Annotated in this window: 16 protein-coding genes and 4 pseudogenes; 7 read left to right on the top strand and 13 right to left on the bottom strand. The window is 59.3% G+C overall.

Features of this window, described 5'->3' with window-relative positions; all coding sequences use genetic code 11:
- Positions 1 to 324: 324 nt before the first annotated feature.
- The 10 genes and pseudogenes from NKI79_RS27055 to NKI79_RS27010 all read right to left on the bottom strand — a co-directional run bounded on the left by NKI79_RS27055 (position 325) and on the right by NKI79_RS27010 (position 14,556).
- A complete protein-coding gene (locus NKI79_RS27055; RefSeq protein WP_352805900.1) occupies positions 325 to 765 on the bottom strand; it encodes a DUF6789 family protein in 441 nt (146 codons plus the stop codon).
- Positions 762 to 1,502 carry an alpha/beta fold hydrolase gene (locus NKI79_RS27050; RefSeq protein WP_352778448.1) on the bottom strand — a complete coding sequence of 247 codons (741 nt, stop codon included), beginning with the start codon at positions 1,500 to 1,502 and terminating at the stop codon, positions 762 to 764. Before NKI79_RS27050 ends, NKI79_RS27055 begins: the two co-directional genes overlap by 4 nt.
- Positions 1,499 to 2,047 carry an SRPBCC family protein gene (locus NKI79_RS27045; protein ID WP_352805898.1) on the bottom strand — a complete coding sequence of 183 codons (549 nt, stop codon included), beginning with the start codon at positions 2,045 to 2,047 and terminating at the stop codon, positions 1,499 to 1,501. Before NKI79_RS27045 ends, NKI79_RS27050 begins: the two co-directional genes overlap by 4 nt.
- A gap of 469 nt (positions 2,048 to 2,516) precedes the next feature.
- Entirely contained in the window at positions 2,517 to 4,598 is a 2,082-nt protein-coding gene (locus NKI79_RS27040) for a metallophosphoesterase (RefSeq protein WP_352805896.1), read from the bottom strand.
- 209 nt (positions 4,599 to 4,807) lie between these two features.
- Positions 4,808 to 8,197 carry an alpha/beta fold hydrolase gene (locus NKI79_RS27035; RefSeq protein ID WP_352805894.1) on the bottom strand — a complete coding sequence of 1,130 codons (3,390 nt, stop codon included), beginning with the start codon at positions 8,195 to 8,197 and terminating at the stop codon, positions 4,808 to 4,810.
- A gap of 782 nt (positions 8,198 to 8,979) precedes the next feature.
- A complete protein-coding gene (locus NKI79_RS27030; RefSeq protein ID WP_352805892.1) occupies positions 8,980 to 10,047 on the bottom strand; it encodes an IS630 family transposase in 1,068 nt (355 codons plus the stop codon).
- Positions 10,048 to 10,340: 293 nt separating this feature from the next.
- Positions 10,341 to 11,522 carry an IS91 family transposase gene (locus tag NKI79_RS27025; protein WP_352805889.1) on the bottom strand — a complete coding sequence of 394 codons (1,182 nt, stop codon included), beginning with the start codon at positions 11,520 to 11,522 and terminating at the stop codon, positions 10,341 to 10,343.
- Between the two features lie 12 nt (positions 11,523 to 11,534).
- Complete coding sequence (locus NKI79_RS27020; protein ID WP_352805886.1) at positions 11,535 to 12,395, bottom strand: site-specific integrase; 861 nt, start codon at positions 12,393 to 12,395, stop codon at positions 11,535 to 11,537.
- Positions 12,396 to 12,556: 161 nt separating this feature from the next.
- Positions 12,557 to 13,769, bottom strand: a pseudogene (locus NKI79_RS27015) (IS701 family transposase).
- A gap of 61 nt (positions 13,770 to 13,830) precedes the next feature.
- Complete coding sequence (locus NKI79_RS27010; RefSeq protein WP_352805881.1) at positions 13,831 to 14,556, bottom strand: thermonuclease family protein; 726 nt, start codon at positions 14,554 to 14,556, stop codon at positions 13,831 to 13,833.
- A 1,225-nt stretch (positions 14,557 to 15,781) separates the two neighbouring features.
- Here NKI79_RS27010 and NKI79_RS27005 point away from each other — a divergent pair.
- Positions 15,782 to 16,061, top strand: a pseudogene (locus NKI79_RS27005) (integrase core domain-containing protein); the annotation flags it as partial.
- A 124-nt stretch (positions 16,062 to 16,185) separates the two neighbouring features.
- Here NKI79_RS27005 and gmd read toward each other — a convergent pair.
- The 3 genes and pseudogenes from gmd to NKI79_RS26990 form a co-directional block, all read right to left on the bottom strand.
- Positions 16,186 to 17,256, bottom strand: coding sequence for a GDP-mannose 4,6-dehydratase (gmd, locus tag NKI79_RS27000; protein ID WP_352805878.1), 1,071 nt, complete (start codon positions 17,254 to 17,256; stop codon positions 16,186 to 16,188).
- 139 nt (positions 17,257 to 17,395) lie between these two features.
- Positions 17,396 to 17,696, bottom strand: a pseudogene (locus NKI79_RS26995) (nodulation factor ABC transporter ATP-binding protein NodI); the annotation flags it as partial.
- A 59-nt stretch (positions 17,697 to 17,755) separates the two neighbouring features.
- Positions 17,756 to 18,226, bottom strand: a complete 471-nt coding sequence (locus NKI79_RS26990) for a transposase (protein WP_352805875.1) — start codon at positions 18,224 to 18,226, stop codon at positions 17,756 to 17,758.
- Between the two features lie 357 nt (positions 18,227 to 18,583).
- On the opposite strand from NKI79_RS26990, the gene NKI79_RS26985 reads away from it, so the two are divergent.
- From NKI79_RS26985 to NKI79_RS26960, 6 genes and pseudogenes are all read left to right on the top strand, one after another.
- On the top strand, positions 18,584 to 18,865 hold the full coding sequence (locus tag NKI79_RS26985; RefSeq protein WP_352805873.1) for a hypothetical protein: 282 nt from the start codon (positions 18,584 to 18,586) through the stop codon (positions 18,863 to 18,865).
- A gap of 469 nt (positions 18,866 to 19,334) precedes the next feature.
- A complete protein-coding gene (locus NKI79_RS26980; protein ID WP_352805870.1) occupies positions 19,335 to 20,324 on the top strand; it encodes a nodulation protein NodZ in 990 nt (329 codons plus the stop codon).
- A 242-nt stretch (positions 20,325 to 20,566) separates the two neighbouring features.
- Complete coding sequence (locus NKI79_RS26975) at positions 20,567 to 21,982, top strand: mannose-1-phosphate guanylyltransferase/mannose-6-phosphate isomerase (RefSeq protein WP_352449728.1); 1,416 nt, start codon at positions 20,567 to 20,569, stop codon at positions 21,980 to 21,982.
- 633 nt (positions 21,983 to 22,615) lie between these two features.
- Positions 22,616 to 22,942, top strand: a pseudogene (locus NKI79_RS26970) (DUF4917 family protein); the annotation flags it as partial.
- 237 nt (positions 22,943 to 23,179) lie between these two features.
- Complete coding sequence (locus tag NKI79_RS26965) at positions 23,180 to 23,638, top strand: (2Fe-2S)-binding protein (RefSeq protein ID WP_352467057.1); 459 nt, start codon at positions 23,180 to 23,182, stop codon at positions 23,636 to 23,638.
- Between the two features lie 3 nt (positions 23,639 to 23,641).
- Positions 23,642 to 25,843 (top strand): xanthine dehydrogenase family protein molybdopterin-binding subunit, encoded by a 2,202-nt coding sequence (locus NKI79_RS26960; protein ID WP_352805868.1) that lies wholly within the window; start codon positions 23,642 to 23,644, stop codon positions 25,841 to 25,843.
- Positions 25,844 to 26,136 lie beyond the last annotated feature (293 nt).

The following is a 26,136-nucleotide window of genomic DNA, read 5'->3' as shown; positions in this document are numbered from 1 at the left end:
GGGGCCAAACAAACAAACTCTACGATGTGAAATTGGCGTATTTAGAAAATCGCCTTTCCAACGAGCGTCCTGACCGTAGTTCCGAATCGATCCAGGCCACGATGTCTGTCGGAGCGGCATGTTCCTTTGTGGCGCTGCTCGCGAGATCATCGCCCACCTGCGACGGAACTGCGCAGCCGGCTACGCGACCTTGCCAACGAGCGCCGGAGCTTCGGCTATCGACAGCGGCACATTCGGCTCAGGGCGCATGGCGCTTCGCGCTTGGAAGTGTGTGAGGTCAGGGAAGACAGACCGTCGCGACAACGGCGGGCGACATGAAGGTTCTCAATAGTTCGGTCGGGCGAGCCTAGCCAACGTCAGGTTCGCCAGCACGCCTAACGCAGCTCCAAAAGCAATGTGTAGCGCGAGCGTCCATACTGCTAGAGAAACACCATCCTCCATGCCGAAAGGACTGCGACCGGTCAAAGGCAGCCCCACCAGCATCAACGCCGCCCATGAAATCATGAGAGCCGCAATGCCCGTCATAGGAGTGAAGCGCGGCGCCAGCTGGCCGTATAGCAGCCCGATCACCGATCCTGCCAAAATATGATTTAGCGCACCGATCGCCAGAGCCAATCGCGAATGTTTCGCCGGATCGACAAACAGAGCCATATGCCGGAGATCCATTCCTTCCGGAAGCATGAACCTCCCGGCCAAAAGAAAGGCCGTTGTCGCCAATGCAATTATGAGACCAGCCCAGAGCCCGGCGCGGGCACGATTCGTCACGTCAGGAATTCCCTAATCTGCAGGACGGCAAATCCGATAGCCGATGTCGGTAGTAGGACGTGGCCAGCCCCTGGTACCGCGACTACCTTTGCATCCCGACGAACGAGAAGGCTTCTCAGCTGGTGAATTTCACGCTGCACGTTCGGTACAAAACGATCCTTTGCTCCCATAAGTATGAGCAACCGCTGAGATATGCTGCCAACGTCCTGGCGGAAATCCCGGCCAATCTCCCAACCAGTCCTTTTTATTATGTGTCTTGGATCGCTTTCGGCAGACTTGTCAAAGAAGGGATGATGATACCCGTCGCCCACGGGCCCACATGCCCATTTGAGAACCGGTCGAGAAAAAATTCTATACAGTCGGCGCGGCAACACGCCAGCCAACAAGTTGCTGAGCTTCAGCTTGAAGTCGGTAAGCCGCAGAAAGGTAGAAATCAGCACTACGCGGCGGACCGGAAGGCCTTGCATCGACACCTGAGCAACTAAAATGGTACCGATCGACTGGCCCAGTAAATCGAAGGAACCGCGGACCTCCTCGCGCAAAACATTCGCAATCGAGGTGGACAACGCATCTAACGTCTTTTCAGTTTCCGTTGTGTAGTCAACAAGGATGACCCGCCGGTCCTGCCGGAGTTCCTCCACTATTGGTTGCACGCTGCCGATAGAACCGTCGATTCCAGGGATTACCACAAGCGGCGGTTGTGCCGGATTATTTCCGTATGAGTGCAGATGTATCATGCCTCTCGATACCATGCCGGATCACCGAGGCTCCCGTGATTCTTGTAAATCGTTTCCAGACGTTGCGCACCGGTTAGCGACTCGTGATTCACGAACATGAAATGTGCCGTCCAAAAGCGCTCCATTAATCGAAAGCCGGGACCCATGGCCTTTTCCCAAGAACCGAATCGCGTCCGGCCGAAGCCCAAGTCCTCCGCCGAGTAAGTGTGGCGGGCGTACATGCCGGGCACCGCGGTAACTTCCCAGGTTACCCTTTGCCCCGGCACAAGCTCCACGATCCGCGCCCATGCGGGCATTCGATAGAGATAGCAGCGTTTGATGGGCTGGAATGCCCAAATAAGCTGCCGACCTTGGACCAACTCGCGATTTGCGACCCAGAAAAAGCAGGCGTTCCATTTTGACCATCGGTGCGCCTGACGAAAGTGTTCCCAGAATATATCGCACGGAACTGAAATATCCACCGTGCCGGCAACCGGCGCTGAATCGGATGATTCATCAAGAATACGAATGCGTTCCGATTGAGATCTATGGTTAATTCCGATCACAATTTGTCACACCCCAGCGTCACAGGCCTCACCTTCGCTACTCTGAAGGCAACCACAACAAACACTATGTATTTATGTCTCATTGCGTTGCTCCCTGGCGCTGTGGAATGAGCATCCTATTTCCGGTGTCTACTTATGCGGGCACGCCAGCAATAAGCGAACTTACCCCTAACTCCGTTTCAATCGGATTGAGTTTGGGTGTGGTGTACTTATCTAGGGTAGACCGTTCTGATGATGACTACCAGCCTCACTTCGGTGGGGCTTCACCCCGCCAGCCCAACGAGCTCCTCGCCGCGGCTCGAAGCACCGAGCCGGACCAGTTCCCTGGCCAGGCGACGACGAGTGGCCGCTGTTCATGCGGACGCTTCGCGCCCTTCCGAAAGCGTCGCAAGGTTGCGTTTTAAGCGCAGGTCGGGAAGTCGTGAGACTACTACCGCTGGTCAGAAAACGCAGTTCTGCCTGCCTTTTCCTAGTGCCTTCGCGGGATCTTGATCGGCGATTCTATCAGTTCCGGGGCAAGTTCTACAGACGGGTTGTACAGACGAGTTGTGCCCTTTGGTACATCAAACAAGTCGCCAGCCAAGTAAGTCGAGATTGCATACTTCAACCTGGCAAGGCTTCGCTTCGATACTTGTCGCGGACCTAATGCTCTTTGCCACTTGCATTCCACCTTTCGCAAGCCAACGGGAAAGATGGTAAGCCCGTCGACTCCTACCTTCATGCGTAAAAAGCATTTCCAGTCCTGGATCGCCTGGGAAGAATATATTTCCTGCTCATGGGCACCCGCAAACTGGTTCGCACACCACAGATACAACCCAAACAGGGAGCCGTTGCAGACGAAGCCGATCGCTACCGAGAGCATCGGAACAGTGATTGTACGAAACAACCAAAGTACACCGCCATCGCCGCCAAAGTTCTCGAACAACTCCACCACGAAGAGGACAATCAGGATTGCAACAAAAAACTGACAGGCAAAATGGAATGTGCCGAGGACGACGCTTTGCCAAAGACCCGCGTCCCGTCTCGCACCGCTCGACGCAAACGCGCAGAAGCCCATCCAAATAAACAGGCACGCTGAAGTGGTACCGGGCCTGTTGAGGGCGATCGTAAGAAGATCGGAGAAGGCCGAGGGCATTGTTGACGGCGACGTAACGGCTGTCCGCATCGTCTCAAGAAAGGGCGCGTGAATCCAGTGTCGCCCGCTTCCGCCAAGCGCTAGCAGAAGTAGGCTGCTCGACTGGAACAGCCAAACAAGCCAGAGCATCACGGTGGCGAACACAGCACAGAACATCGAGTGGCGCCGCGCGATTAGGAGCGCGCCCTTTCGCATTGACCTCGACTCAGAGACTGACGGAAAGGCGTGCTCGCGATGCGCAATACCACGAGCTCCAAGAGCGACGCTGTCGGGTTGGACGGTTGTACCGAGCGCGAAAGCTCCTCCCCCACCGCACGTTATGTAGTGTTGTTGGCCGCTGGCTGTCCTATAATGAGCGTAATTGTGGAGGTCACCTGCAATGCAGAGAGGGACCGTTGCTCCTGCCTTGGTGGCAATATCAATAACGAACTCCAATTTCCTCCAGGTTTCTGGGAACTGGAACCCGGCAATATCCGCAGAATGTCGCGTCTGAACAGCGCAATCAACCCAAGCTGGTTTTGGCGAGCAAATGACGACTTGGTCAGCGCCCCCAAGAAGTTTTGCCTGACTTTGGAAATAGTTGAGCTGCGGCGGATCAATGTCGTCCTCAGTCGCAAGATCGACGCCCCAAATCCAAAAGCCCTGCGGGAGCCGCAGCGCAAAGTAGCTGCGCCTCTGCTGTACTTCCCAGCAACCCATCCACCGGCCGGGCTGGCAGAACATCCGAATGAAACCGTTGAGACCGTCATACCAGTCGTGATTGCCCGGAATAGCGAAAACCGGGCGGGAGCCTTTGTCGTCTGACGCGAGTGGGTCGGGCGAACCCCACGGCCTTGCAGCGTAATAGGGACCGAAAGTCCGATCGAGATAGTCTTGCTGCGTTGCATATGGGTAGACTTGATCACCACCGAATAGGAGCAGGTCGGCGCGCGGCAAGGGATGAGCCACGCCCGGGCCACAGGCTACACTCACCTCTTCGTTGGGGCCCGGGGGTACAGGTTGCGAAACGATGTTGCCAGCAGCGTCCAGGAAAACAAAATCGCGGCCCACGAGCCAAGCGATTGAATGAGTGGCGTCAAAGCCGTCGCCGAGATCTGCTACGTAGTCTATCCAAACGTCAGAGTCTCCCCGTTCGGAAGTGAATTTTGAATAGTCGTACGGTTCGCCGGCGTGCTTTCCGACGTCGAGCGCGGCCAATATTTCGCGGCGCCCCGTTTGCGTGCCCACAAGCGAGGAGACGAGCACCTTGATCCCAGTCCTCACAAGCAGTTTCAGGCTGAACCAACCAACTGGGCTGGGCCTTTTGATTTCTATCTTTGTGGCCGATTGCCGTGTCATCCCCGGCTCCCGCAGCTGTTGACCAGCAAAATGTGCCGGATGTAACCATCGAAATACTGCTTGTGTTCCGGCAAGCACCTAGCCGTTCCTACCCGTCGACGGTTTTTAACTGACAATTCCATTCAAAATGGCCAAACCCCCAGTCGGCTATGCTGGAGTTGTTTTCACTTTTCTAAAGCTTGGTGCTGATGGTTCTCTGCCCAGGCCGATGGCAACTTCGAGCGCGCCATGCTCTCGCATTGCAATAGCTACTTGGGCTTGGTGCCTTGGTGTTGCTGCGAGCCATGTCATTGCCTCGCAGTATGATCGAGATGCGCTACGATCGAGGGATAGACATCGCGGGCAGCATTCTTGCCAAAAATAGTGTCGATGTGCCCGGTTTCCGCGATTTCCCTTCGATCGTAGAGGCGACGGCCGTTGACCCGCGACAAGGCCTCGATTGTCTTGCGCGTGCCCGATGGTGCAAAGCAGCGGTTCAGAGCGCCGTGGACGAACAGCGTTGGAATCGCGAAATTTCGCAGATTGGAATCGCGCAAATAGTCGTCGGTCCCGTTGGCCCGCACCACGTGCCCCGCGCGAGCAATCTTGGAAAGGTGCCGGAAGGCCGTCACATTGGCCTGGCCAAACATCTCGGGCATGGCGTCGAGCGTCGCCTGGTTGAGCTGGCCCAACTCATAAAGTTGTCCATACAGTGCGGTGATGCGCCGGCTTGTAAGACTGTGGCTGCGATCTTCACGGCGGAAAGGATAGACGAATCCGATCGTTTCGTCCACGAGGCGCTGCAGCACGGAGCGGTCGACCATGGCGCGTGCATCGACCAGCGATATGCCGAAGATATGCATCGCATCCGCCGCGTGGAGATGGGCGAGCACGCGCTGCGGCCACCATGGTACGACGGCGTGGATCGAGATTTGCGAGATCGCCGCCGCGCGCACATGCGCAAGACCCGACAGCATTGCGATGGAGAATGTCATCGCGCCATAGCAATGCGCCAACACCTGCACCGTGTCCTGGCCGGTCTTTTGCCGCACATATGCGATCGTCGGCTCGTAATCGTACTTAGCAACCACGTCCGCGTCCCACTGCTCGCGGCAATACTGAAGCTCGGTGCTCGCCCGGTAATCGAGCAGCCAGCAGTCGTATCCGGCAGCGTAGAGGAACTCGAGCAGGTTGGTTTCGATCGTATCGGTGGAAAAGATCCTGCTCGACACGCCTAGCCCGTGCACGAAGATCACGGGCCCTTTGATGCCACCACGGTATCGGGTCAAGCGCAGCTGCTTCTTGTCCATGGTTTCAAAGAAGTGCACTTCCGGCTCACCGGCTCGCAGGGGCCGTTTCAACCTAACTACGTTTGGATCAAAGACTGACGCGCGTGCAAATGGTCCGCCGAAGCTGTCGAATATCTGGCCGGCGAAGAAGCGGCCGAAACGGCCCATCACGCCGAGACGCTCACTGAGGCTGGGAGCATCGGTGACGGTCATGGTTCGCAACTGTCTAAGAAAGTCGCGCATCTCAATATGAAAAGTTCCCTCGTACAAGATCGGGCCGGTTTCGTCGGATCCGCCACGGATCGTGACCGCAAGTGTAGTGGTGTCGCGCCACAAGTCGAAGCCGCGGTCGTCGTGGATCTGCTTGACACCGCGCAAGAAGTAAGTGCTTCCGTCGCTAGCGATCAGAGGCATGGCATAGCTCATCTGTTTGGTCTCGACCCTATCCGGGTCGGCAATGAACAGGTTGAATCGGCCGCCCACAACCGTCAGAGGATCGGGCGACAATATCTTTGCCTCCACCCTTCCTAGTAGACCGGCGTCGTGACGGGGTTCATCAATGAACCGGGCAGCGTCGCATGCAGTGACAGTGACAACGAATGATGCGTCCGATTGCGGTCCGCCACCTGCGGGTCGAATTGTCCCGGCCATCCGCTCGGTGAAGCGAACGCCGATGGTCTTGGCGGCATCCGCGTCGACGATGGGTGCACGCGGCAACATATTGATGCTGCGGCCTTCACGGCGTGCGAGAAGGATCATGGCGCGCTCGGACAACGCTGTTATTGTGAGTAGCGGATTGACGCCGAGCGATCGCGGCATCACTGAACCGTCGCAAACATAAAGGTCTTGATGCAACTCGGTACCGCTCGCGCCTTTGAAGACGCGACACGCCGCGTCGACCACGCCGGAAGAAGCATCAGTGCCCATCGGGCAGCCACCCAAAGGATGCACAGTGACCAGCCGATGTTTCAGAAGATCGGTCCAGATTGGGTTTGGAACACTCGTGCCGCCTGTGGCCGAGACCGCCTCGCCGAGGCGCCGGGCAATGCGTTCGAACGCGGCCTTGCTGCCGACCCCCGGCCAGTCGACTCGCAGCCGATCTTGGGCGAGTCGCATCTCGCCCTCCGCACCATCATGCGCCATCACCAGGAACGTCTGTGTGTGATTGACCGCGCCGCGATACGGCCCAAGTGTCAGGCTCTCGATCTCACGTCCGACCTCTGACAAGAGATCGCCGCTGTCGGTATCTCGGCCGATTGCTTTGGCAGCGGTCGCCATGACGGAAGGAAGAAACGGCCCGAGGCAGCCGGGGATCGCTCCCTCCTCGATCACCATGCCGTCGTCGAGTGACGGCGTATCACGCAAATCGATCAAGCCGGCGATGGTCGGCCCGATCGGCCGCTTGTTTGAACGATCCGGATCGTAGTCGGCGGATTCGATACCGAGGCCAATGCCGTCAATGGGGACGTCGTTGTTGTAGCCGAAGGCGAGGACGTCGCCGTTACCGGTAAAGCCAGTGCCGAGCTTGGGCGAAAGCGACAGGCCGCGTTCTCGCGACCGCAGCAGAATTTCGGTTGAACCGAGGGTACCTGCGGCTAGAACTACGATGCGCGCCGAGACGCGGTTTTCGTGGGTAGTGAATGGTTGCGGACCCAAACCCTGAGCCACATATCCGAGAGTCCATTTGCCGGCGCTCCGCTCGATCCAGCGCACGAGCACGTCGCAAAAGACATGCACACCTCCAGCGACCGCGTCCGGCAGATAGTTCATTAAGGTCGTGTTTTTTGAGCCGATGTTGCAGCCGGAGCAACAATCGCCACACAGGGTGCAGGCGCGTTGGTGCACCCCAGCGATATTGATGCGGTCCTCGAAAGTCACGTTTATAGGTGGACGGACGTAGGTCGAGTTCATAGCCGCTGCCGCCATCTCCAGGGCAATGAGCTTGTTGAGTTCAGGGTGATCTTTCGGATAGGAAGTTGGCGACAGCATCGCTATCGCGCGACCGTAGCCTTCCTGAAGATCGGCATCATCGACGCCCGCCGGCCATCGCGGATCATCGAACACGCGCTTGTCGGCCGTTAGCGATACGCCGGCATTGATTAACGACGTGCCGCCGAGACCACATCCGACGAGGACATTCATATCGGGATTTACGCGAACATCGAATATCCCGCTCGGTTTTCCATGGCGGCCGATGTGCTCGCCCTCGAGTTGAAAATGTTCGAGCGCCTCCGAGGGGGTGTCGGGATACTCGCCCGGCTGCCATTCCAATCCGCGCTCCAAGATTGCCACCTTATGACCCATACGCGTGAGCCGCGAAGCAGCGGCCCCGCCTCCATAGCCGGAGCCGATCACGATGGCGTCGTAGTCCGATTGCATGTCCGACAAGGGGCGCGAAAGTCTTTGCATTGGGAATATCCCTAGCCATGGCCGCCAAGCGGGCAGCCTCGCAATGGTAACAACAGATCGCTCGATCGATTTGCAGATGTAGTGTCGGTTTGGTGTCGCGGCCCTGAATTCGACGAAAATCTTACCGGGATGCCAGCATCGAACAGTCACAATCCCGGGCTCTTCTCGAGACGAAGTCCGACCCCTCGACCGCGTTCGGCTCCCGTCTAAACAGTAAAACTAGCCCCCAAGAGCCAAGACGAGAAGCAGTCCTTGGGTCTTCAGTGTAGGTTTAAACGTTACCGTGGCAAACCAGCTTTCCTAAATTTATGGCAACGCAGAGCCGATGCTATCCCAGCACCTCAACGACGGAACAGCGATCGCATAGTGGACCTGAACACAATAAAGAACAATATGCCTAGTTCGAAAATCGCACGAGTCCATTCATCAATTCCTTAGCGAAACGCATTCAGTATGTCCGTCTGGTCATAATATAATTGAATTTTGCTATCTGGCCCGACCGACAAAAACCTACCTCTAGCGTTTTGCTGCGTTCATCAACTAGTGCCCCGAGCGCTGGCCAGGAAATTCCACGAGACTGCCCCATCTCACCGTATTTGAGAGCGGAATTGTCCCCAAATGTGCGGCACGAGGTGACGAGTCGCCATTCACTACTTGCGAAATCGCGCAGAAATTCCGGCTCCAGTAGTGATCTCGCCCTCCTAGCCCAACATTGAATTGTCGCGTCAAAAGGCGTTGCGATCAAGATGGGCATGGATCTGAGCAGTTCCACCTAGAGCCTTTCACGTTTTGATGGAAGCGTAGCCGGCGTTTGCGAAGTAGTTGTTGCATTCGGTTGCCTCGATCGTTTCAACGAGGTGGCCGATGTGGCGCCAAGTGTCCTCGACGGTACGTTTCTGAGCTTGGCGCATCCAGTGTTTGATTTTGGCAAAGGCCTGCTCGATCGGATTGAGGTCTGGGGAGTAGGGCGGTAGGTACCAAAGCCTGGCGCCGGCCGCCTTGATCATCTGCCTGATGGCCGCCGACTTATGACTTCCCAGATTATCCATGACGACGATGTCGCCGGGTTTCAGCACGGTGATGAGCTGCTGCTCGACATAGGCGCGGAAGCATTGGCCGTTGATTGGCCCGTCGAAGACGCAAGGTGCCGCGAGCCTATCGCAGCGCAGCGCGCCGAGGAAGGTCAGCGTGCGCCAGTGGCCGTGCGGGGCCAAGCCGCGCAGCCGTTCGCCCTTCGGCCCCCAACCGCGCAGCGGAGCCATGTTGGTCTTGATCCAGGTCTCGTCGATGAAGACCAGATGCTGCGGATCGAGGCCGGCCTGCCAAGAGCGCCATCGCTGACGCCTGCGGGCAATATCAGCGCGCGCCTGCTCAAGGGCGAACAGCGTTTTTTTGAAGCTCAGGCCCTCGCGCCTCAAGAACATCCAGACCGCGTTGTGCGAGACCTTGACCCCGCGTGCGGCCAACTCATCCTTCAGACCATGCAGTGTCAGATGCGGCGTCTCACGCACACGCGCCTCGATGAAGGCACGGTGCGGCTCCAGCACCCTCTTGCGATGTCCGCCCATCTTGCCAGGCGCAACCGAGCCAGTCGCCCGATGGCGCTGCAACAACTTCACCGCCGCCGAAACCGAAATGCCGAACCGTTTCGCGGCCGACCGGCGGCTCTCGCCACCCAAAACCGCCGCTACAACACGTTCGCGAAGATCATCCGAAAGAGGTCGCGTCATCCGATGCTGGCCTCCACTCCAGCCAGCATCTTGAATCACAAAACCGACTGATCCGGAATCTGAAGGGTTCTGTGAGGTCCGGGCACAGCCGGGGCACGCAGGCTCGACGTCGGACCTCATTGCAAGCCGGATTGAACGAAGCCGCGGGCTAATCTGGCGCTATGGGGATTGTAGCCTGGAGGGGCGGTCGGGATTGTCTTCGTCGGGTGAATGAAGGGCAACCGCGATGCGACCCCAAGGGATGATGGCACGGTGGAAGGTCGACTCTTGATGGCGATCACCGCGGATTGGGTGGGGACGCCTTCTGTCGCGGGCACGAGTGCTCGCGGTCTTGTGCGGAAAGTCAAAGGTCGGCATGCCGGCGCGGATGGCGACGGATACCAAAGCTGGTGATGTGGACCTGCCGCGTACGATCATGAGGTGTTGTCCCACAAGGGACCTGGCGGCGCTTGTCCGCAGCGCCAGATGGCCAGCGTGATCATCGATCCTCCACAGCATGGGCAGCGATGCGCTAATCTGAGGGGCGCGGGCGTGCTTTCGACGCGCGGTTCGATATTGTCCTGCAGCGGGTTGGCCAGCAGCCTGCGACACAGGTCGAGCTTTGCGGCGCGATGGCCGTTGGCGAGGAATCCATAATGGCGGATGCGGTGGAAGCCGTCCGGCAGGGTGTGCAGCAGGAAGCGCCTGATGAACTCGTGCACATTCAGCGTCATGAGCTTTGCCTTGCCGCCATGCTGATAATCTCTCCAGCGGAACACAATCTTGCCGTCGGCCATGCTGACGAGCCGGGAGTTTGCGATGGCGACACGGTGGGTATAGCGACCGAGATAAGCCAGCACCTGCTCTGGCCCGCCGAACGGCGGCTTGGCATAGACGACCCATTCGAGGCGGCGGGCCTCGCCCAGCCGGCGTCTGAACACGACGGGCAGCGCCAGTTCGGCGAGATCGCCGAAGAAGCTCAACTTGCCCGCTTCATACGCTGTCCGCAGTTCCTCCAGAAAGAGTCGGCGGAACAGGCGCGACAGCACCCGCACCGGCAGGAAGAAGCCGGGCTTGCAAGAGATCCAGCGCGTTCCATCGGGCGACAGCCCACCACCTGGCACGATGCAATGGATATGGGGATGATAATGGAGGTTCTGACCCCAACTGTGCAGGACGCCGACAAGGCCGATCTCGGCTCCCAGATGTTTGGAATCGGCGGCGATGGTGCGTAGCGTCTCGGCGGCCACCTTGAACAAGATCGTGTAGACCGCCGCTTTGTTCTGGAAGGCGATCGCCGCGATTTGCGCCGGCAGCGTGAAGACGACGTGGAAATAGGGAACCGGCAGGAGTTCGCCCTGCCGCGCGGCAAGCCATTCCCGGCAGGCCTGTCCCTGGCACTTCGGGCAGTGCCGATTGCGGCAGGAATTGTAGGCGACGCGGATCGCCCCGCAGGACCGGCAGCCCTCGACATGGCCGCCCAGTTCGGCGGTCCGGCATAGCTCGATCGCGCTCATCACGCGCCGCTCGACGCGCCCGAGATGGCCGTCATGGGCCTGCCGATACGCCTCGCCGTGGCGGCGGAAGATGTCCGCCACCTCCAGTCTCGCCGACATTGGCGGAACCGGTCAGCCCGGCGGCACAACCTCAATGGTCAGCCGATCGAGCGGGCTTTCCGTCCGCCGAATGAGACCGTTCGAGACCTTCGTGTAGCGCGCCGTGCTCGACAGGTTGTTGTGGCCGAGCAGCACCTGGATGATGCGGATGTCCGTACCGTTCTCCAGCAAATGCGTGGCGAAGCTGTGCCTGAGCGTATGCACCGTCACGCGCTTGTCGATGCCGGCAGCCGCACGCGCCGAGCGGCACGCCGAATAGAGAACCTGCACATCGATGGGGCGGTCGACGCCGCGCCCGGGAAACAGCCAACCCTGCGGCTTCGCCAGCCGCCAGTAGACTCGCAGGATGCGCACAAGCTGCGCCGACAGCATCACGGTGCGGTCCTTGCCGCCCTTGCCGTGATGGACGAGGATCACGCCGCGTTCACTGTCGATGTCGCCGACCTTCAGCCCGACGGTCTCCGAGGCGCGAAGTCCCGCGGCGTAGGCCGTGGTCAATGCCGTTCGGGTCTTCAGGCTCGGCACCGCCTCCAGGAACCGGACGACCTCGTCGGCGCTCAGCACCACTGGCAGCGTGCGTGGCGAGCGGGCGTAGACGATCCGCTCCGGGATCTCGGCATGGCCCAGCGTCACGCCGTAGAAAAACCGCAGCGCGCACACCGTCTGGTTCAGCGCCGGCCACGAGACTCCCGCCGAAACCAGATGGACCTGGAAGCCGCGGACGTCCTCCAGGCCGAGCCGGTCCGGCGAGCGGTCGAAATAGCGCGAAAACTTGGCCACCGCGTGCACGTAGGATCGCTGGGTGGCCGGCGACAGATTGCGGATCGTCATGTCCTCGATCATGCGTCGGCGAAGAGGGCTCAACTGGGCCATCTCAAACTCCTGTTCTCAAGATTGCGCTTCAACAGCCGCAATCCTTCAAAACAGAAGCGTCATCCGCAAACCCACGCACCAAATGACGCGTCAGCGGCTTCGTTCAATCCCCTTCGATTCCGTCAAATCAGGAACCGCTCTAGCACTACTTTGGCAGATTTTTAGCGGAGAGGGTTCTGCGGCAGTGGGGGCAACGGATTGGGGGCGGCTGCGCGAGCGCGGAGAGGATGGCTTGCCTGACGGCGGGTAGGCTCGGTTGGGGCGGTGGGCCGAGGATTCTTTTTTCCCCCTCCCGCTTGTTTGAGGCGGCGAGATTGCAGGAAGGCGTAGGCGATCATCGTCATCAGCGCGTGTCGGTGCAGGCCCGTCCATGAGCGCCCCTCGAAGTGGTCGAGGCCAAGTTCCTCCTTGAGCTGCTGATGCGCCTGTTCGCAGACCCAGCGCGCCTTGATGGCGCCTGCGATCTGCTTGAGCGGGGTGTCGGCGGGCAAGCGCGCCGAGAGGCGGCCTTTGGTGCCACGCCGCCAGCTGACCGTCCGCCATTGGGCTTTTTCCAGCATCGCCTGCGCGGCCATCGACTTCACATCGGGGATATGCCGGCGGCGCGGGCGCCCGTGTCCGGCAACGGGGAAGATCATCCCCACGTCGGCGGCATAGACCTTCTGCTTGAACGGGATACCGACGGCCCAGGTAAGGCCGCGCTCGGTGAGCGCCTGCCGGAAGGGGGCGCTCAAGCCATATCCGGCATCGGCGAGCACGCAGCCAAAGCGTAAGCCGGCTGCGCGAGCCCGGTCGATCTCGGCCAGCGCGATTTCGGGCTTGGTCCTGTAGGCACGATGGTCGTCGGGCACACCGGCACGGTCGAGCCGGGCGGGATCGGAAGTCCAGCTCTCTGGCAGAAACAGTCGCAGCCCCACCATGACCGGCACTTCGCCAGAGGCGAGCGTCAGCGACACCAGCGTCTGGCAGTTGGCGTTCTTGCCAAGCGCCGAGGCATATTGCGGCGCGACGCCGACCGAGTGGCGCCCCTTCTTGGGGAGCGCGGTGTCGTCCACGATCAGCCACGCATCGTTCCCGCCAACTTGTCTGTCGGCCTCCGCGAGCAGCACCTTCTCTAGCGGCGCAGCATCCCACAGGCCGCTCGCGATGAAGTGGTGCAGCTGGTCATAGTTGACGCCTGCATGGCGCGCAGCCATCGGTTGGACGCTCTTGCGATCCCCAAGGCCAATCAGCCCAGCAATATAGGCCGGACACATCCGCGCACGCGTCTTGTGCCTCAACGCCGGGACGAACGGCTCAAGCCTCCGCTCCAGATCGAGTTGCCAATCCCTATTCATGGCCGGCCCCTCCAACAGCCGACCTCTCATGAATCACGCAAAACCGCTCTTGGGAATCTTCGAAACGCTCCCAAAACTAAAAATCTGCCAAAGTAGTGCTAGCAGAGTGTTTCGCATGGGATCCCATCGTTGTCGCGATCGAGTTTTCCGCCCCATGAGCAGTTTTGCAGGTACCAGTTGGCTTCATCGCAGGAACCGATCTGCTTGCACGTTCTCCGCGGCTCGCAAGAATAGCCGCTCTGCGCGACCAGCTTACGGCTGATGATGCCCAGCGGGCGACTCGACGGCGCCGCGCCGTCGGCGTGCGCAGCGCGCCATTCCCAGGGTGCCTGAAACGTCCCGGCCCACAGGCCGATCTTTGAGGCTTGGGCTTGCGCCTGCTGCCCCGCATAAGCGCCCTGGCTGTAGTGAGGCCAATCCAGCGCCTGGCCGTGCTCGACCATCCAGGCGGCCACGCCCGCGCCGTCGGCGCGCCGACAATCGCCGACAAAGCGGTGGTAGCGGTCCCACGTCACGAATGTGCATTCGAGCGGCCTCGACGCGGCCAGGAAAGTGTCCAGCGCTTCGGCCGATCGCCGGCCGCAAGGATACTCGGCGCCATTCGCCTCGCGGCACAGCTGCCGGCTCTCTGGCGCGTCGATGCCGTTGAAACGGACGCGCTGGCCGTGGATTTCGATCGTATCGCCGTCAATGACGGAAGCGACACCGGTAAGCGAGGCGGGCGCCGCCCTTCGTGGGCTGGCCTTTGATGCATCGTCGCTACGTTGCTCGCCCGACGGCGCCAGGAAGGCGGCCACTGCCGCCGCTGCCGTAAGACCGAGCATTGCCGGCACGCTCGCAAGTTGGCGCCGCCACAGCTTGGCACCGGTGGGTCTCTGCCACCGATTGGATCGATATTTGCGGTATGGCCTGCTCATCCGCTACGCCGACCAGCCCGGCCATGCGCTGTCGACCATGGGCAGGCCGGCGCAATAGTAATCGTCAACGAACCCCCCGGTGGACCGGTCGCGGCAGCGCCAGATAACGCTGTAGTTCTGGCCATAGAATTGGTCCCACGCGACGCCATAGGTTTGTGGTGGCGGTGATCGGCAATATGTTCCGCCTCCATAGCCGTTGTTGGCAGCGACACCCACAGCTGCGCCGCCGACAGCCGCGACCGCTATGCCCGTCGCGACAGCATTGTCGGTTTGCACGAGCCTGGTGCACTTCTCTGCTGTTGCGCCCCTGCGCACTAGAAGGGCCGCTACCCGACTACGATACTGTTCGTCCGTGCTGCTGGCGAGGACGTGACATAGCGCAACGGTATTCATTGCCGTGAGATCGCTGTCCGACACGACAGTGCTCGTAGAGCAGCCGCTGACGCACAGGGCTGCACTTGCGATGAGTGCTCCAATTTTCATGTGAATTCCCCCCAAAGAAATATTGGGGCGAGTCCGCTAGAAGTCCAGAGTTTTGTTTTTCACATTGCTACGATTCACAGCATGCTGCGGCTAGCTGGTATCCACTGCAACCAACCCTTCCGCCGGTCGTTGACTGATGCTGGGTTGATCTCAGCCACTCCAGAACTTGCCCGCTGGCTCAAAACCGGCGGGCTTTTTTCCGCGACGCCGGAAGGCTCTATCTCGCCGCATGTTGTGGTACATCGGCGGGCCGTGCCGTTGACCAAGGTGGTCCCTCCGCCATGGTCGGCCGGCGCAGCCTTGACCGTCTGCGCGGGCTATCCCAATGAAGCCCGCTGGCTTCGCTCGGCGGCTTTTTATTTGATCCCCGGCGCCGTCGGCTTGGATCTAGATCCTCGCCAGTGCCGGATTTGAAGGTAAGCTGCGGCGGTATGATCGCACTTCGCGCGGGGCGGACCATTGTGTGCAGCAAGAGCGCCGAGTTCATTCGGCCGCTGAGATATTGGAGATAATATTCCGCCATGGAGGCGTGTACCAGTATTATAAGTTTCCAAACTTCATGTACGAACGCCGTGGACGAGCTGCTGTGTGCGCTTGCCGTAAATCGCTTCCGCGAGTTCACGTCAGAGGTTGGCTAGGACCCTAACGCGAGAGCTTCGACGGCCACCTTCGCGATGAACTCCTCAACGAGACGCGGTTCACGTCCCTGGCCCAGGCCCGCGCGAGGCTCAATATATGAGCGCGCCGATTACAACGGCGCGCGTCCGCACTCGCACATCGGATGGCAGACACCCAACGAATTTGCATCGACCTTCAACCCGCGACGGTCGCTCGCGCTGCGCAACGTGAAACGCTCCGCGCCAGCACCCGTCGCGTCCACCGCCCATCAGGGCAAATCCACCCCCGGAAACGAACTCACGACTGGATAAAATTTGGGGGAAACGTCAGGGCGGCCATAACTTTGCAGTCTTCAGACGCGAGGCGGCGTACAACAGCGCTGCCCACCATGCTTGTGGCCCGCGACCCACACGGCTTTTCCCTTCAGATCGTACATTATGCTTCCTTCATTATTACCGATGTTTGCATGACCTTGAGGTCTTCCCGCACCATTTCCGCGGCAAGCTCGCGCACGGATGTTTCATGCACCCAGCCGAGCTTCTCCTTCGCCTTGGTGGCGTCGCCCAGGAGAAGATCGACTTCCGTGGGGCGGAAGTAGCGTGGGTCTACCTGGACTAGGCATCTGCCGGTCTCGACATCATAGCCCTTTTCGTCGACTCCCTCACCACGCCATTCGAGCTCGACGCCGACATCTTCGAAAACCCATTCGACGAATTGGCGGACAGGGGTCGTCTTGCCCGTCGCCAGCACGTAATCATCCGGCTGATCCTGCTGCATCATCATCCACATACCACGCACGTACTCACGCGCATGGCCCCAATCGCGTTGAGCATCGAGATTGCCGAGATAAAGCTTGTCCTGCTTGCCGAGGTAGATAGCAGCGGCGGCGCGGGTGATCTTGCGCGTCACAAAAGTTTCGCCGCGCAGTGGGCTTTCATGATTGAAGAGAATGCCGTTGGAAGCATGGATACCATAGGCCTCGCGATAGTTGACCACGATCCAGTAGGCGTAGAGCTTGGCGGCGGCGTAAGGGCTGCGCGGATAAAAGGGCGTTGTTTCGTTCTGCGGTACGGATTGCACGAGGCCGTAGAGCTCTGAAGTCGAGGCCTGATAGAAGCGGGTCTTGTCCTTCAGACCGAGGAGGCGGATCGCCTCAAGAAGTCGCAATGTTCCGATACCGTCGGCGTTTGCTGTGTATTCCGGCGTTTCGAACGACACCTGGACATGGCTCTGAGCGGCCAAGTTGTAAATCTCGTCTGGCTGGGATTCCTGAACTACGCGGATGAGATTGGTCGCATCAGTGAGGTCACCGTAATGCAAAATTAGGCGCGGATCGGGATCGTGCGGGTCTTGGTAGATGTCTTCGATGCGACCCGTGTTGAAGGAAGAGGAACGTCGCTTAATCCCATGAACGATGTAGCCTTTTTCCAGCAGAAGACGGGTAAGATAGGCACCATCCTGTCCCGTTATGCCCGTAACCAGAGCAACTTTCCTGTTCTCGCCCATTTTCTTCCTGCTCTATTATAGTTGAAGTTTCGAATCTGGCTCGCCACACCGCCAGCAAACTGCGGCCCACCCATACCCTATGGTAGGATTTCGACAGATGCGGCGCGGAGCTCGTCATTGACACTGTCAGCCAGCGAGACACCTGCTCCTGCTTCGAGGCATAGCAAAACAGAGTCTCGCCGCTAACCTGCCTAAGTCGCACATGCGGCCTGAGTGCCGAACTCAGCTCACGGGGTGAGCGACATAGATTCCAATCACGTCGCACCCGATTTGCTCATCAATCAGCGAGTGAGGACGCACGTCCGTTCTCAAGCACGCACGTCGGTTGCATAGCCGCTCCGCTTCTTCCACGAAGTGGGTAGCCACTAGAGCGTCTTGCCCTGCGCCAACAGGGCACGTGGCCACTCCCAGATAAAATGGCGGGCATGTGGGTCCACGCCGACAACTCCACCTTACCGCTCTTTTGCGCTAACCAAGTAATCTTAATCTCCAGCGTCTTCTAATGGAAATTGTTTTGATCAGTGAAATCGATTGTTTGGATGAGGTGCATCCACAAAATGGATTGTTTGGGCAGCGCGGCCCCATCGGCGGCACAAAGTCGTGGGTGCGAGGTTTCGCTCCGCGCGAAGACAAAGTTCGTGTCAGTCGGCGGCTGCACATCTGAGACGGCGGCGTAAAGCGCGGGTAGGGCATTACGTATTGACCTCCATGGAATTTCGGGCGCGCTAGCCCGAAAACGGTGGCTGGGCTTCAACGATGGGCGGGACGAGGCGACCATCAAACTGTGTTTCATACTGTAGGCGATCGCAGTGCGGCGAATTTGAACGGCTGCCTTTGCCAGCCCTCGCCATCGCATCCGGCGAAGGTCGTAGCTTCGTTTACAGGTGCCGAAGATCTTCTCGATCCGACTACAAATTCTGTGGATCGGTTGGTTCCAGGCGTCGAGCTTTCGGCCTCGTCGCGCCCCCACATAGCGGTTGCGACGATGCGCGGCCTTCCACCCTTGGCGCGCACCGCGTCGCCGAGATGATTGCGTCGGTAGGCGCTGTCAGCAAACACTTCGCGGGGATTGTCGGGCAGAGCATCAGGAACGGCGTTGCCGTCCTCGGTGTGGGCGCCGCGACGGCGATCTCCTCGACAAGGGCCGTATCGGCGTAGGCACCGAAATGGGCTTTGAAGCAATGAAACGCTGGTCGGCCCTTGTGCTTGACCCAATGGCCCTCTTCATCGTCTTCGCTGGCCGAGGCGATGATCGCCGCATCGACAAGCGTGCCGATCTTCACCTGGATCGCTGAACTGGCGGGTGATCTCGGCGAACAACAGGGTCATGAACCTCAAGGCCTTTCGAAAACGGACGAAGCGGGTTCGCACAGGTGTCGGCTCCGACACCCAGAACCAGCGGAACCGTTGGAACGATCCTCCACTGGTTGCAGACGCCAAAATTCCTCTCTCGGCCGTCGTCGCACAGCATCGCGTGCCAGTCGCTCAGTCCAGCCGGATCGAAAGCTATCCGGTCGACACGAGTTGCGCCATGTTGGCGCACTTGAAAACGTCAGAGGGCGCCGTGTCGCATCTTTCGCTGGACCGGACGCGTGATGGCCATAAATGACGTGGAGGCCTGCGCCTGACATTCGACGGCTGGCGGGTCCTGCACATCCGTCCTTCAGGAAACGCCCCGCAATGGCACGTTACGTTTAGGCAGTTAAGAATTAGACTTGAAAAAGGGACTTTGTGGACTGTCTCGACCGGCTGTTTCGCTTAGCAAAGCGCGGCCCCCCGTCAGCAGAGGCCCATCGTCAAGGAATGCCTTAGTATCCAACACATGGATGGGCCACATCCACGCAATCAATTTTACAGATGTCGCCGAGCGCATTAGAGAACGCTGAATTTAAACCGAGAAGCGAGTGTACCGGCGTCAAGATTTGCGAGCGTCACAGAGATAAGGATAGGCAGTGCTGAGGAGCTCTTCTGCCCCACGGCGCGGCCTCTACCAAATCGCCCGGCGTCACGGTCGACTAGTGTCGATTAAGAGATCCCAAGCCAGATGCAACCTCGTCTCTGAAACGAGATTTCCGAAAATGCAGGTCAGTGGATTGGTAAAGCGCCGGTTCGTCGTCTCTCAGAGGCGTACGGGGTTCGGTGATTGTCTGTGGTCGCTGGCGGCCGCTTGGCGCTACGCTCAGCGGTCGGGACGAACGCTAGCCATCGACTGGCGGGGGTCCTGCTATCTCGACCAACCCTTCACAAATGCCTTTCCGGTGTTCTTCAAACCGATCAATGACATCGCTGGCGTACCGGCTATTTGCGACGACCGGATCAACGACTTTTCCTTCCCGGGTCCATTCTTCCCGGAATGGTGGAATAGGCCAGCGATCGACTGCCTTTACCGCCCAGATGAGCAGATTTTCCAAGAGCGCGACGAGTTGGGCGAGCTCTTTCAGGCCGAACACGATGTCGAAGCGAACACAGTAGTGTGTAACGCTTGCTTGATGTGGCGCTGCGATGAGGATGCCGAGCGGCAGGTCTTCCAGAGTGTCAAGCCTCGGTCTGAAATTCAAACACGCATAGATGCCATTTACCAAGAATGTTTTGAGGGGCACAGCATCATCGGGGTTCATGTTCGACATGGTAACGGTGAAGACATCATGGACCATGCGCCCTACTGGGCCGATCCGGAGTTCGCCGTTCGACAAGTGTGCACTGCGGTTGATAAGGCTAAAGCGTTACCGCACCCCAAGCCTGTGCGGCTGTTCTTGTGCACGGACAGCGCGCAAATCCTGGATCATCTGTCGGCCAAGTTTCCCGATCTTCTCACCGTCCCCAAGCATTTCCGATCCGATCAAGACGGCCCCTTACACACTGCAGCACTTGGGATGGACGGCGCAATTTCCGCCCTCGTTGAGATGTATCTTCTCGGGCGCTGCGATACTGTAATTCGGTTTCCTCCGACGAGCGCCTTTACACGATATGCACGCCTTTTCGTACCACGGGTAATTGAGTTCGATCTGAAGGAGCCAAGTCGTTTGATTTTGATAGAGGACAGCCAACGAATCTCTGGTCTCAGTTAAGACCCGCCACCTGCACAATTCGGCGGATGCAACCAACAGGCATAGTTGAATGTCCATTTCTCATCGCAGCCATGGAAGCGTCGTACGATACCGATAGCGTCGTCATCTGAGGCCGTTCGGCAACGCGCCAGAACTTCGCTGTTACTCGGAGGCCGCAGACCAAGCCAGAGCGACGGCGATCGTGACGCTAACGCTCGAAAGGGCGCGGGCAATCACTCCAGAGACGAAATCGAGGTTGTTTAATGAAAGTGGTTCCCGTCATCATCAGCGGTGGAGCCGGATCGCGGCTATGGCCCGCTTCGAGGCAATCGCACCCCAAACCTTTCCTTAAAGTAGCAGATGGACATTCTCTCATTCAGCACACTGTGCTGCGCGTCGGTTCGATAAAGGGCGTAGTGGAACTCGTCGCCGTGACATCTGGGGAACACCTCTTCCTTACCAAGGACGAGTTCGACGAACTAGATTCCGTGGTCCTGCCACGCACCTTTCTGCTCGAGCCTGAAGGCCGGGATACGGCCGCAGCCGTTGCGGCAGCCGCCATCCATGCCAAGGCAACGCAAGGCCCTGACGCGATTCTATGCGTCTTCCCAGCCGATCACATGGTTGGCAACCTGCCTGCATTTTTAGACGTCATGTGCCGGGCCATCGAACATGCGAAGCTCGGGCGGATCGCCACATTGGGCATCACCCCAACCAGACCGGACACGGCATTCGGCTATATCGAAGCGGATGGTGAGAAAGTCGTCCGTTTCGTTGAAAAACCGGATCTGGACACAGCCAAAGCCTATGTCGCGTCCAAGCGCTTCTTCTGGAACGCCGGCATTTTCTGCTTTAGCGCACAAACCATGCTCGACGAGATGGCATCGCATTGCCCCGCGGTGATCCAGGCCGTCTCCGACAGCTACGAGAACGGGCGCTTCAGTCAAGGCGAAGGCTTTGCCAAAATCGAACTCGCGCCTGAGCATTTCGGCTCCGCCCCGCGAATCTCGCTCGACCACGCTGTCATGGAGAAGACGAACAAACTTGCCGTGGTTGCCTGCGACATGGATTGGAACGACATCGGATCCTGGAACGCAATGGCCGATTTGATCGCCCCCGACGAAAGCGGGAACAGGATACGCGGCGATGTGCATATGGTCGACACGACCGGCAGCTATGTGAGCTCCGACAAGCGCGTCATCGGCACGGTCGGTGTCAGCGATCTGGTGATCGTCGATTCCCCGGACGCTTTGCTTGTCGCATCCCGCGACCGCGTTCAGGACGTCAAGAAGCTGTTCGAGGGCCTCAAGGCTTCAGGACATGAAGCTCACCTGGTCCATAGCACGGTACACCGGCCGTGGGGTACCTACACGGTTCTTGAGGAAGGCGAGCGCTTCAAGATCAAACGCATCGAGGTGAAGCCCGGTCGGCGGCTGAGCCTGCAGATGCACTATCATCGTTCGGAGCACTGGGTCGTGGTCAGCGGCTCCGCGAAAATCGTCAATGGCGAGCAGGAGTTGTTCCTGGCGACAAACCAATCAGCCTACATCCCCTGCGGCCATAAGCATCGGCTGGAGAACCCAGGCAGAATTGACCTGGTGATCATTGAAGTGCAGAGCGGCGATTATCTCGGCGAGGATGATATCGTTCGCTTCGACGACGTATATGGTCGAACGTAGATTCACCCGCATGACGAGAACTCAACGTGTCGCTGACTAATTACCACTAGGAAGGCCGTCTGCCCACTCAGGACCGGATGCTTGTAGAATCGGGAATTGACCAAGGCAGCGGCGAATGACCCCAATCGGCATCAGGGTGGGACAAATCAACCGGAAAAGACCGGAGAGCATAGTAACGCAACACAGTCCCACTGTCGAATAGCCTTTGATTTCTGACTTTCCAAGCACCCTCAGGGCCCACCAAAATTATATCAATGGCTTATGGCCGACTTCGCTCTGAAGTGGGCCAAATCGAGCTCGCTATTCCCGCAGCACTCAGTTTGATTGTTTTCGTTGAAAACGAGCAAGGACAGGGGGAGGGCGATCTTGTGCTGGCTTCTATGTGTCCAATCTTGCTCCTGTTCGTCGTGTGCAGCCACATAGCGCGGCTATCGCGAGGCTGGAAGGCCTCCGATCGATAGGTGCGGCGAACGGCGGCAACGAGGTGCGAATAGGATGGCTGAGCGTATGATCGAGAATACCGCAGCTGCGGTCTAGCGCGAAATGCAGCGTCTGTGACTCATGGGTCATTGCAGCGCGATGAACCGGAAATCATGACCCTAAGCCGCCCTTCATCAGCCCACCAGCGCCCAGAAGAAGGCGAAGATCCGTCACAATGCCTACCTGTACCAAGGCTTCAAGCAGTTCACCGCGAATGTGAAGACCGCCAGCCATTGCTTCTTCATTTTCGGCCATTCGCTCGCTACGAATGACGACCACATCCTTAACCGCATAGCGCGTGGCAAGTTTCGCAAGCTCTGTGTTGGCATCTATGGTGAACCAGCATCCGCGGATAACCAGCGGATCATGAACCACGCGAACGAGCTAGCGGTGCAGCGCAACGAAAAATCGCCGCTTGATGTCGTCTTTTATGATGCTGCTACAGTTCATGTCTGGGGTTTCGGCTTAGAAGCGGAATGACTGCCAACCAGGTCATCGAGCCGGAAACTGACCGGCCGGTCGGCCCAAAAATGACATTCAGTTGCCTCCAGCCTTTCGACACGAGCCACTTCACGATCTCGCGATTGCCAGCTAGCGGCTTGTTGCTCGAGCTGCGCGATCCTAGTCTGTGGTCGCTATGCCTCAGCAATAAGAATCCGGTTCCTAGCCGGGCGGAGGCGCAACGAGATAGCCAGCTCAGGACAAGGAGAGCAAACCATGGTCGCTTTTACCCTCAATGGCGAGGCGCGAACACTCGACGTCGATCCAGAGATGCCGCTGCTCTGGGCGATCCGTGACGGCATCGGACTCACAGGAACGAAATTCGGTTGCGGCCTTGCCCAGTGCGGCGCTTGCACGGTTCACGTTAACGGCATGCCGACGCGCTCGTGCCAGACCGCAGTCGGCGACATCGAAGGAGCCTCGATCACCACCATTGAGGGCGTGTCGGGCAAGATCGGCGAAACGGTCCAGGCCGTGTGGGCCGAGTTCGACGTACCTCAATGCGGCTATTGCCAGTCTGGCCAGATCATGTCGGCCGTGGCCCTCCTGACAGAGACGCCGAAGCCGACGGACGATGATATTGATTCGGCGATGAGCGGCAATCTCTGCCGCTGCGCCACCTATCATCGCATCCGCGCGGCCATCCACGAGACCGCCAACCGGCTGGAGACTTGAGGCATGTTGCAGTTTCTCCCGAAGCATAATGCCGTGGGGCCTACGCGCCGCCAGTTCCTCCTCGGCACGGCCGTCACCACCGCGGGCCTCGCCGTGGGCTACCGGCTAATGATGGCCGCGCCCACCAACGCACAAACGACGGCTGCAACGGTCCAGGCGAACCCCTTCCAGACCTATGTCGAGATCACACCGGAGAACCGAATCGTCGTCCACTCGTCGCAGTTCGAGATGGGACAAGGCTCCTATTTCGGCATCGCCACCCTGGTTATGGAAGAGCTCGACGGCGCCTGGGCGCAGGTCCACGTGGTCGGCGGATATGGCAATACCGCGCTCTACGGCAATCTCGCCTGGGGAGGGGCCGCGCAGGGAACCGGTGGCTCCACGTCGATGAGCTCGTCGTGGGAGCGCTACCGCAAGGCGGGTGCTGCCGCACGGGCCATGCTGGTGGCGGCCGCGGCGCAGCGGTGGGACGTGCCAGCCGGCGAGATCACAGTCGCTTCCGGGGTCGTGTCGCACGCCTCAGGGATGCAGGCGCGCTTCGGTGACCTGGCTGAAGCCGCAGCGGGAATGCCGGTTCCCGACGACGTGCCGCTAAAGCCGCGCGACAAGTGGGCCCAGATCGGATCGGACAGCCTCAAGCGCTACGATTCCGCCGGCAAGACCAATGGCGCGCAAACCTACACGATCGACCTCAAGATGGATGGACTCAATACGGCCGTTATGATCCATCCGCCGAAATTCGGCGCTGAGATCGAGAGCTTCGACGCCTCCAAGGCCAAGGCACTCGACGGCATTGTCGATGTCGTCCAGACGCCGCGCGGCATCGCCGTGGTCGGCAGGGACATGTGGACGGCGCTCAAGGGCCGCGATCTCGTGGAGGTGACCTGGAACGAAGAGAAGGCCGAAAGGCGCGGCACGGCCGAGATCATGGCCGAATACACTAAGGCAGCAGACGATCCGGGCGCGGCCACCGCGCGCGACGACGGTAACACTCCCGCAGCGTTGGCCAGTGCTGAGAAAGTCATCCAAGGGCACTACGAATTCCCCTATCTTGTCCATGCTTCGATCGAGCCACTCAACGCGGCCGCCCGAATCAACGAAGACGGCACCATCGACGTCTGGGGCGGACACCAGATGCCCGACCTTTATCAGGCGGCTGCCGCTCAAGTAGGCGGCACCACGCCGGACAAGGTGAGGCTGCACGTGATGAAGACCGGCGGCAGCTTCGGCCGCCGAGCGGTCTCGGACGCAGATCTCATTATCGAAGCTGTTTCCACAGCGCGTGCACTGGGACCCGGCAAGCCAGTGAAGGTGCAGTGGACCCGCGAGAACGACATGCGGGGTGGGCGGTACCGGCCGGTCTATGTGCACGCAGTCAAGGCGGGGCTCGACAAGGAAGGCAATGTCGTCGCTCTCCATGACCACATCGTGGGCCAATCGATCGCGGGCGGTTCGCCCTTTGCGGCGATGATCGAGAACGGCATCGATCCGACCTCCGTGGAGGGCGCCACCAACCTGCCCTATGCGATCCCGAACCTGAAGGTCGAGCTGACCACGACGGACGTGAACATCCCAGTGCTGTGGTGGCGTTCGGTAGGCTCCACCCACACCGCTTACGCAATGGAAACCCTGATCGATGAGCTCGCCGCCGCTGCGAACCGTGATCCGGTCGATTTCCGCTTGTCGATGCTCGGTCACCATCCACGGCATGCCGGCGTGCTGAAATTGGCTGCTGAGAAGGCAGGCTGGGACAAGCCTCTGCCGGAAGGCCGTTTCCGCGGCGTGGCCCTGCATGAAAGCCTCTCGACCTATGTCGCCGAGGTGGTGGAGATCACCTTCAACGATGGAAATGATTTCAAAGTCGACCGCGTCGTCTGCGCGGTAGATTGCGGCACCGCGATAAATCCTGACCAGATTCGCGCTCAGATGGAGGGCGGTATCGGCTTCGGGCTAGGCGCGATCCTCCAGGAGGAGCTGACCCTGACGGGCGGTGTCGTAGACCAAGAGAACTACGACACCTATATGCCGCTCAGGATCGAGCAGATGCCGCGTGTCGAGGTGCACATTGTGCCGTCCGACGAGCCGCCCACGGGCGTTGGCGAGCCGGGTGTGCCGCCGATCGGCCCGGCCGTCGCCAACGCGCTACGGGCGGCGACGGGCAAGACGATCCGCAAGCTGCCGATCATAAAGAACTTGTCAGCATAGCCGGGAATGACACCATGAAAACGGCCGCGATGAAGATCGCGGTCGTAGGTCGTTTTTGAACGCCTCCTGACATGCGATCACCTCGATTCGATCAATTTCCGGCGGCTGCCCGGTCCAATATACGGTTTAGAGACGGTAACCCGTGTTCTGAACGACCGCAGACGGTCGTTGGTGCTGGTAGCACTAAAGATCCGCTTTCGAGACGCAAATGCCGCACGCAAATGTCTCTAAAGGGTCACGCTAGAGATTTTGTACCACCTAGTTGCATGTCTGCTATCGCTTCTTGGCGCGAG

The sequence above is a fragment of the Mesorhizobium sp. M0340 genome, assembly GCF_040321535.1.
Lineage (GTDB): Bacteria > Pseudomonadota > Alphaproteobacteria > Rhizobiales > Rhizobiaceae > Mesorhizobium.
Note: the sequence above shows the minus strand (reverse complement) of the source record. Positions and strands in the feature narration are given on the sequence as shown.

Excerpts from the sequence above, each read along its gene's own strand:
- NKI79_RS27010 (WP_352805881.1), bottom strand. The coding sequence starts at position 14,556 with ATGCTCGGTCTTACGGCAGCGGCGGCAGTGGCCGCCTTCCTGGCGCCG.
- gmd (WP_352805878.1), bottom strand. The coding sequence starts at position 17,256 with ATGGGCGAGAACAGGAAAGTTGCTCTGGTTACGGGCATAACGGGACAG.
- NKI79_RS26985 (WP_352805873.1), top strand. The coding sequence starts at position 18,584 with ATGAACCTCAAGGCCTTTCGAAAACGGACGAAGCGGGTTCGCACAGGT.
- NKI79_RS27025 (WP_352805889.1), bottom strand. The coding sequence starts at position 11,522 with ATGTCGGCGAGACTGGAGGTGGCGGACATCTTCCGCCGCCACGGCGAG.
- NKI79_RS27020 (WP_352805886.1), bottom strand. The coding sequence starts at position 12,395 with ATGGCCCAGTTGAGCCCTCTTCGCCGACGCATGATCGAGGACATGACG.
- NKI79_RS26975 (WP_352449728.1), top strand. The coding sequence starts at position 20,567 with ATGAAAGTGGTTCCCGTCATCATCAGCGGTGGAGCCGGATCGCGGCTA.
- NKI79_RS27030 (WP_352805892.1), bottom strand. The coding sequence starts at position 10,047 with ATGAGGTCCGACGTCGAGCCTGCGTGCCCCGGCTGTGCCCGGACCTCA.
- NKI79_RS27035 (WP_352805894.1), bottom strand. The coding sequence starts at position 8,197 with ATGCAAAGACTTTCGCGCCCCTTGTCGGACATGCAATCGGACTACGAC.
- NKI79_RS27050 (WP_352778448.1), bottom strand. The coding sequence starts at position 1,502 with ATGATACATCTGCACTCATACGGAAATAATCCGGCACAACCGCCGCTT.
- NKI79_RS26965 (WP_352467057.1), top strand. The coding sequence starts at position 23,180 with ATGGTCGCTTTTACCCTCAATGGCGAGGCGCGAACACTCGACGTCGAT.
- NKI79_RS26960 (WP_352805868.1), top strand. The coding sequence starts at position 23,642 with ATGTTGCAGTTTCTCCCGAAGCATAATGCCGTGGGGCCTACGCGCCGC.
- NKI79_RS26980 (WP_352805870.1), top strand. The coding sequence starts at position 19,335 with ATGCAGGTCAGTGGATTGGTAAAGCGCCGGTTCGTCGTCTCTCAGAGG.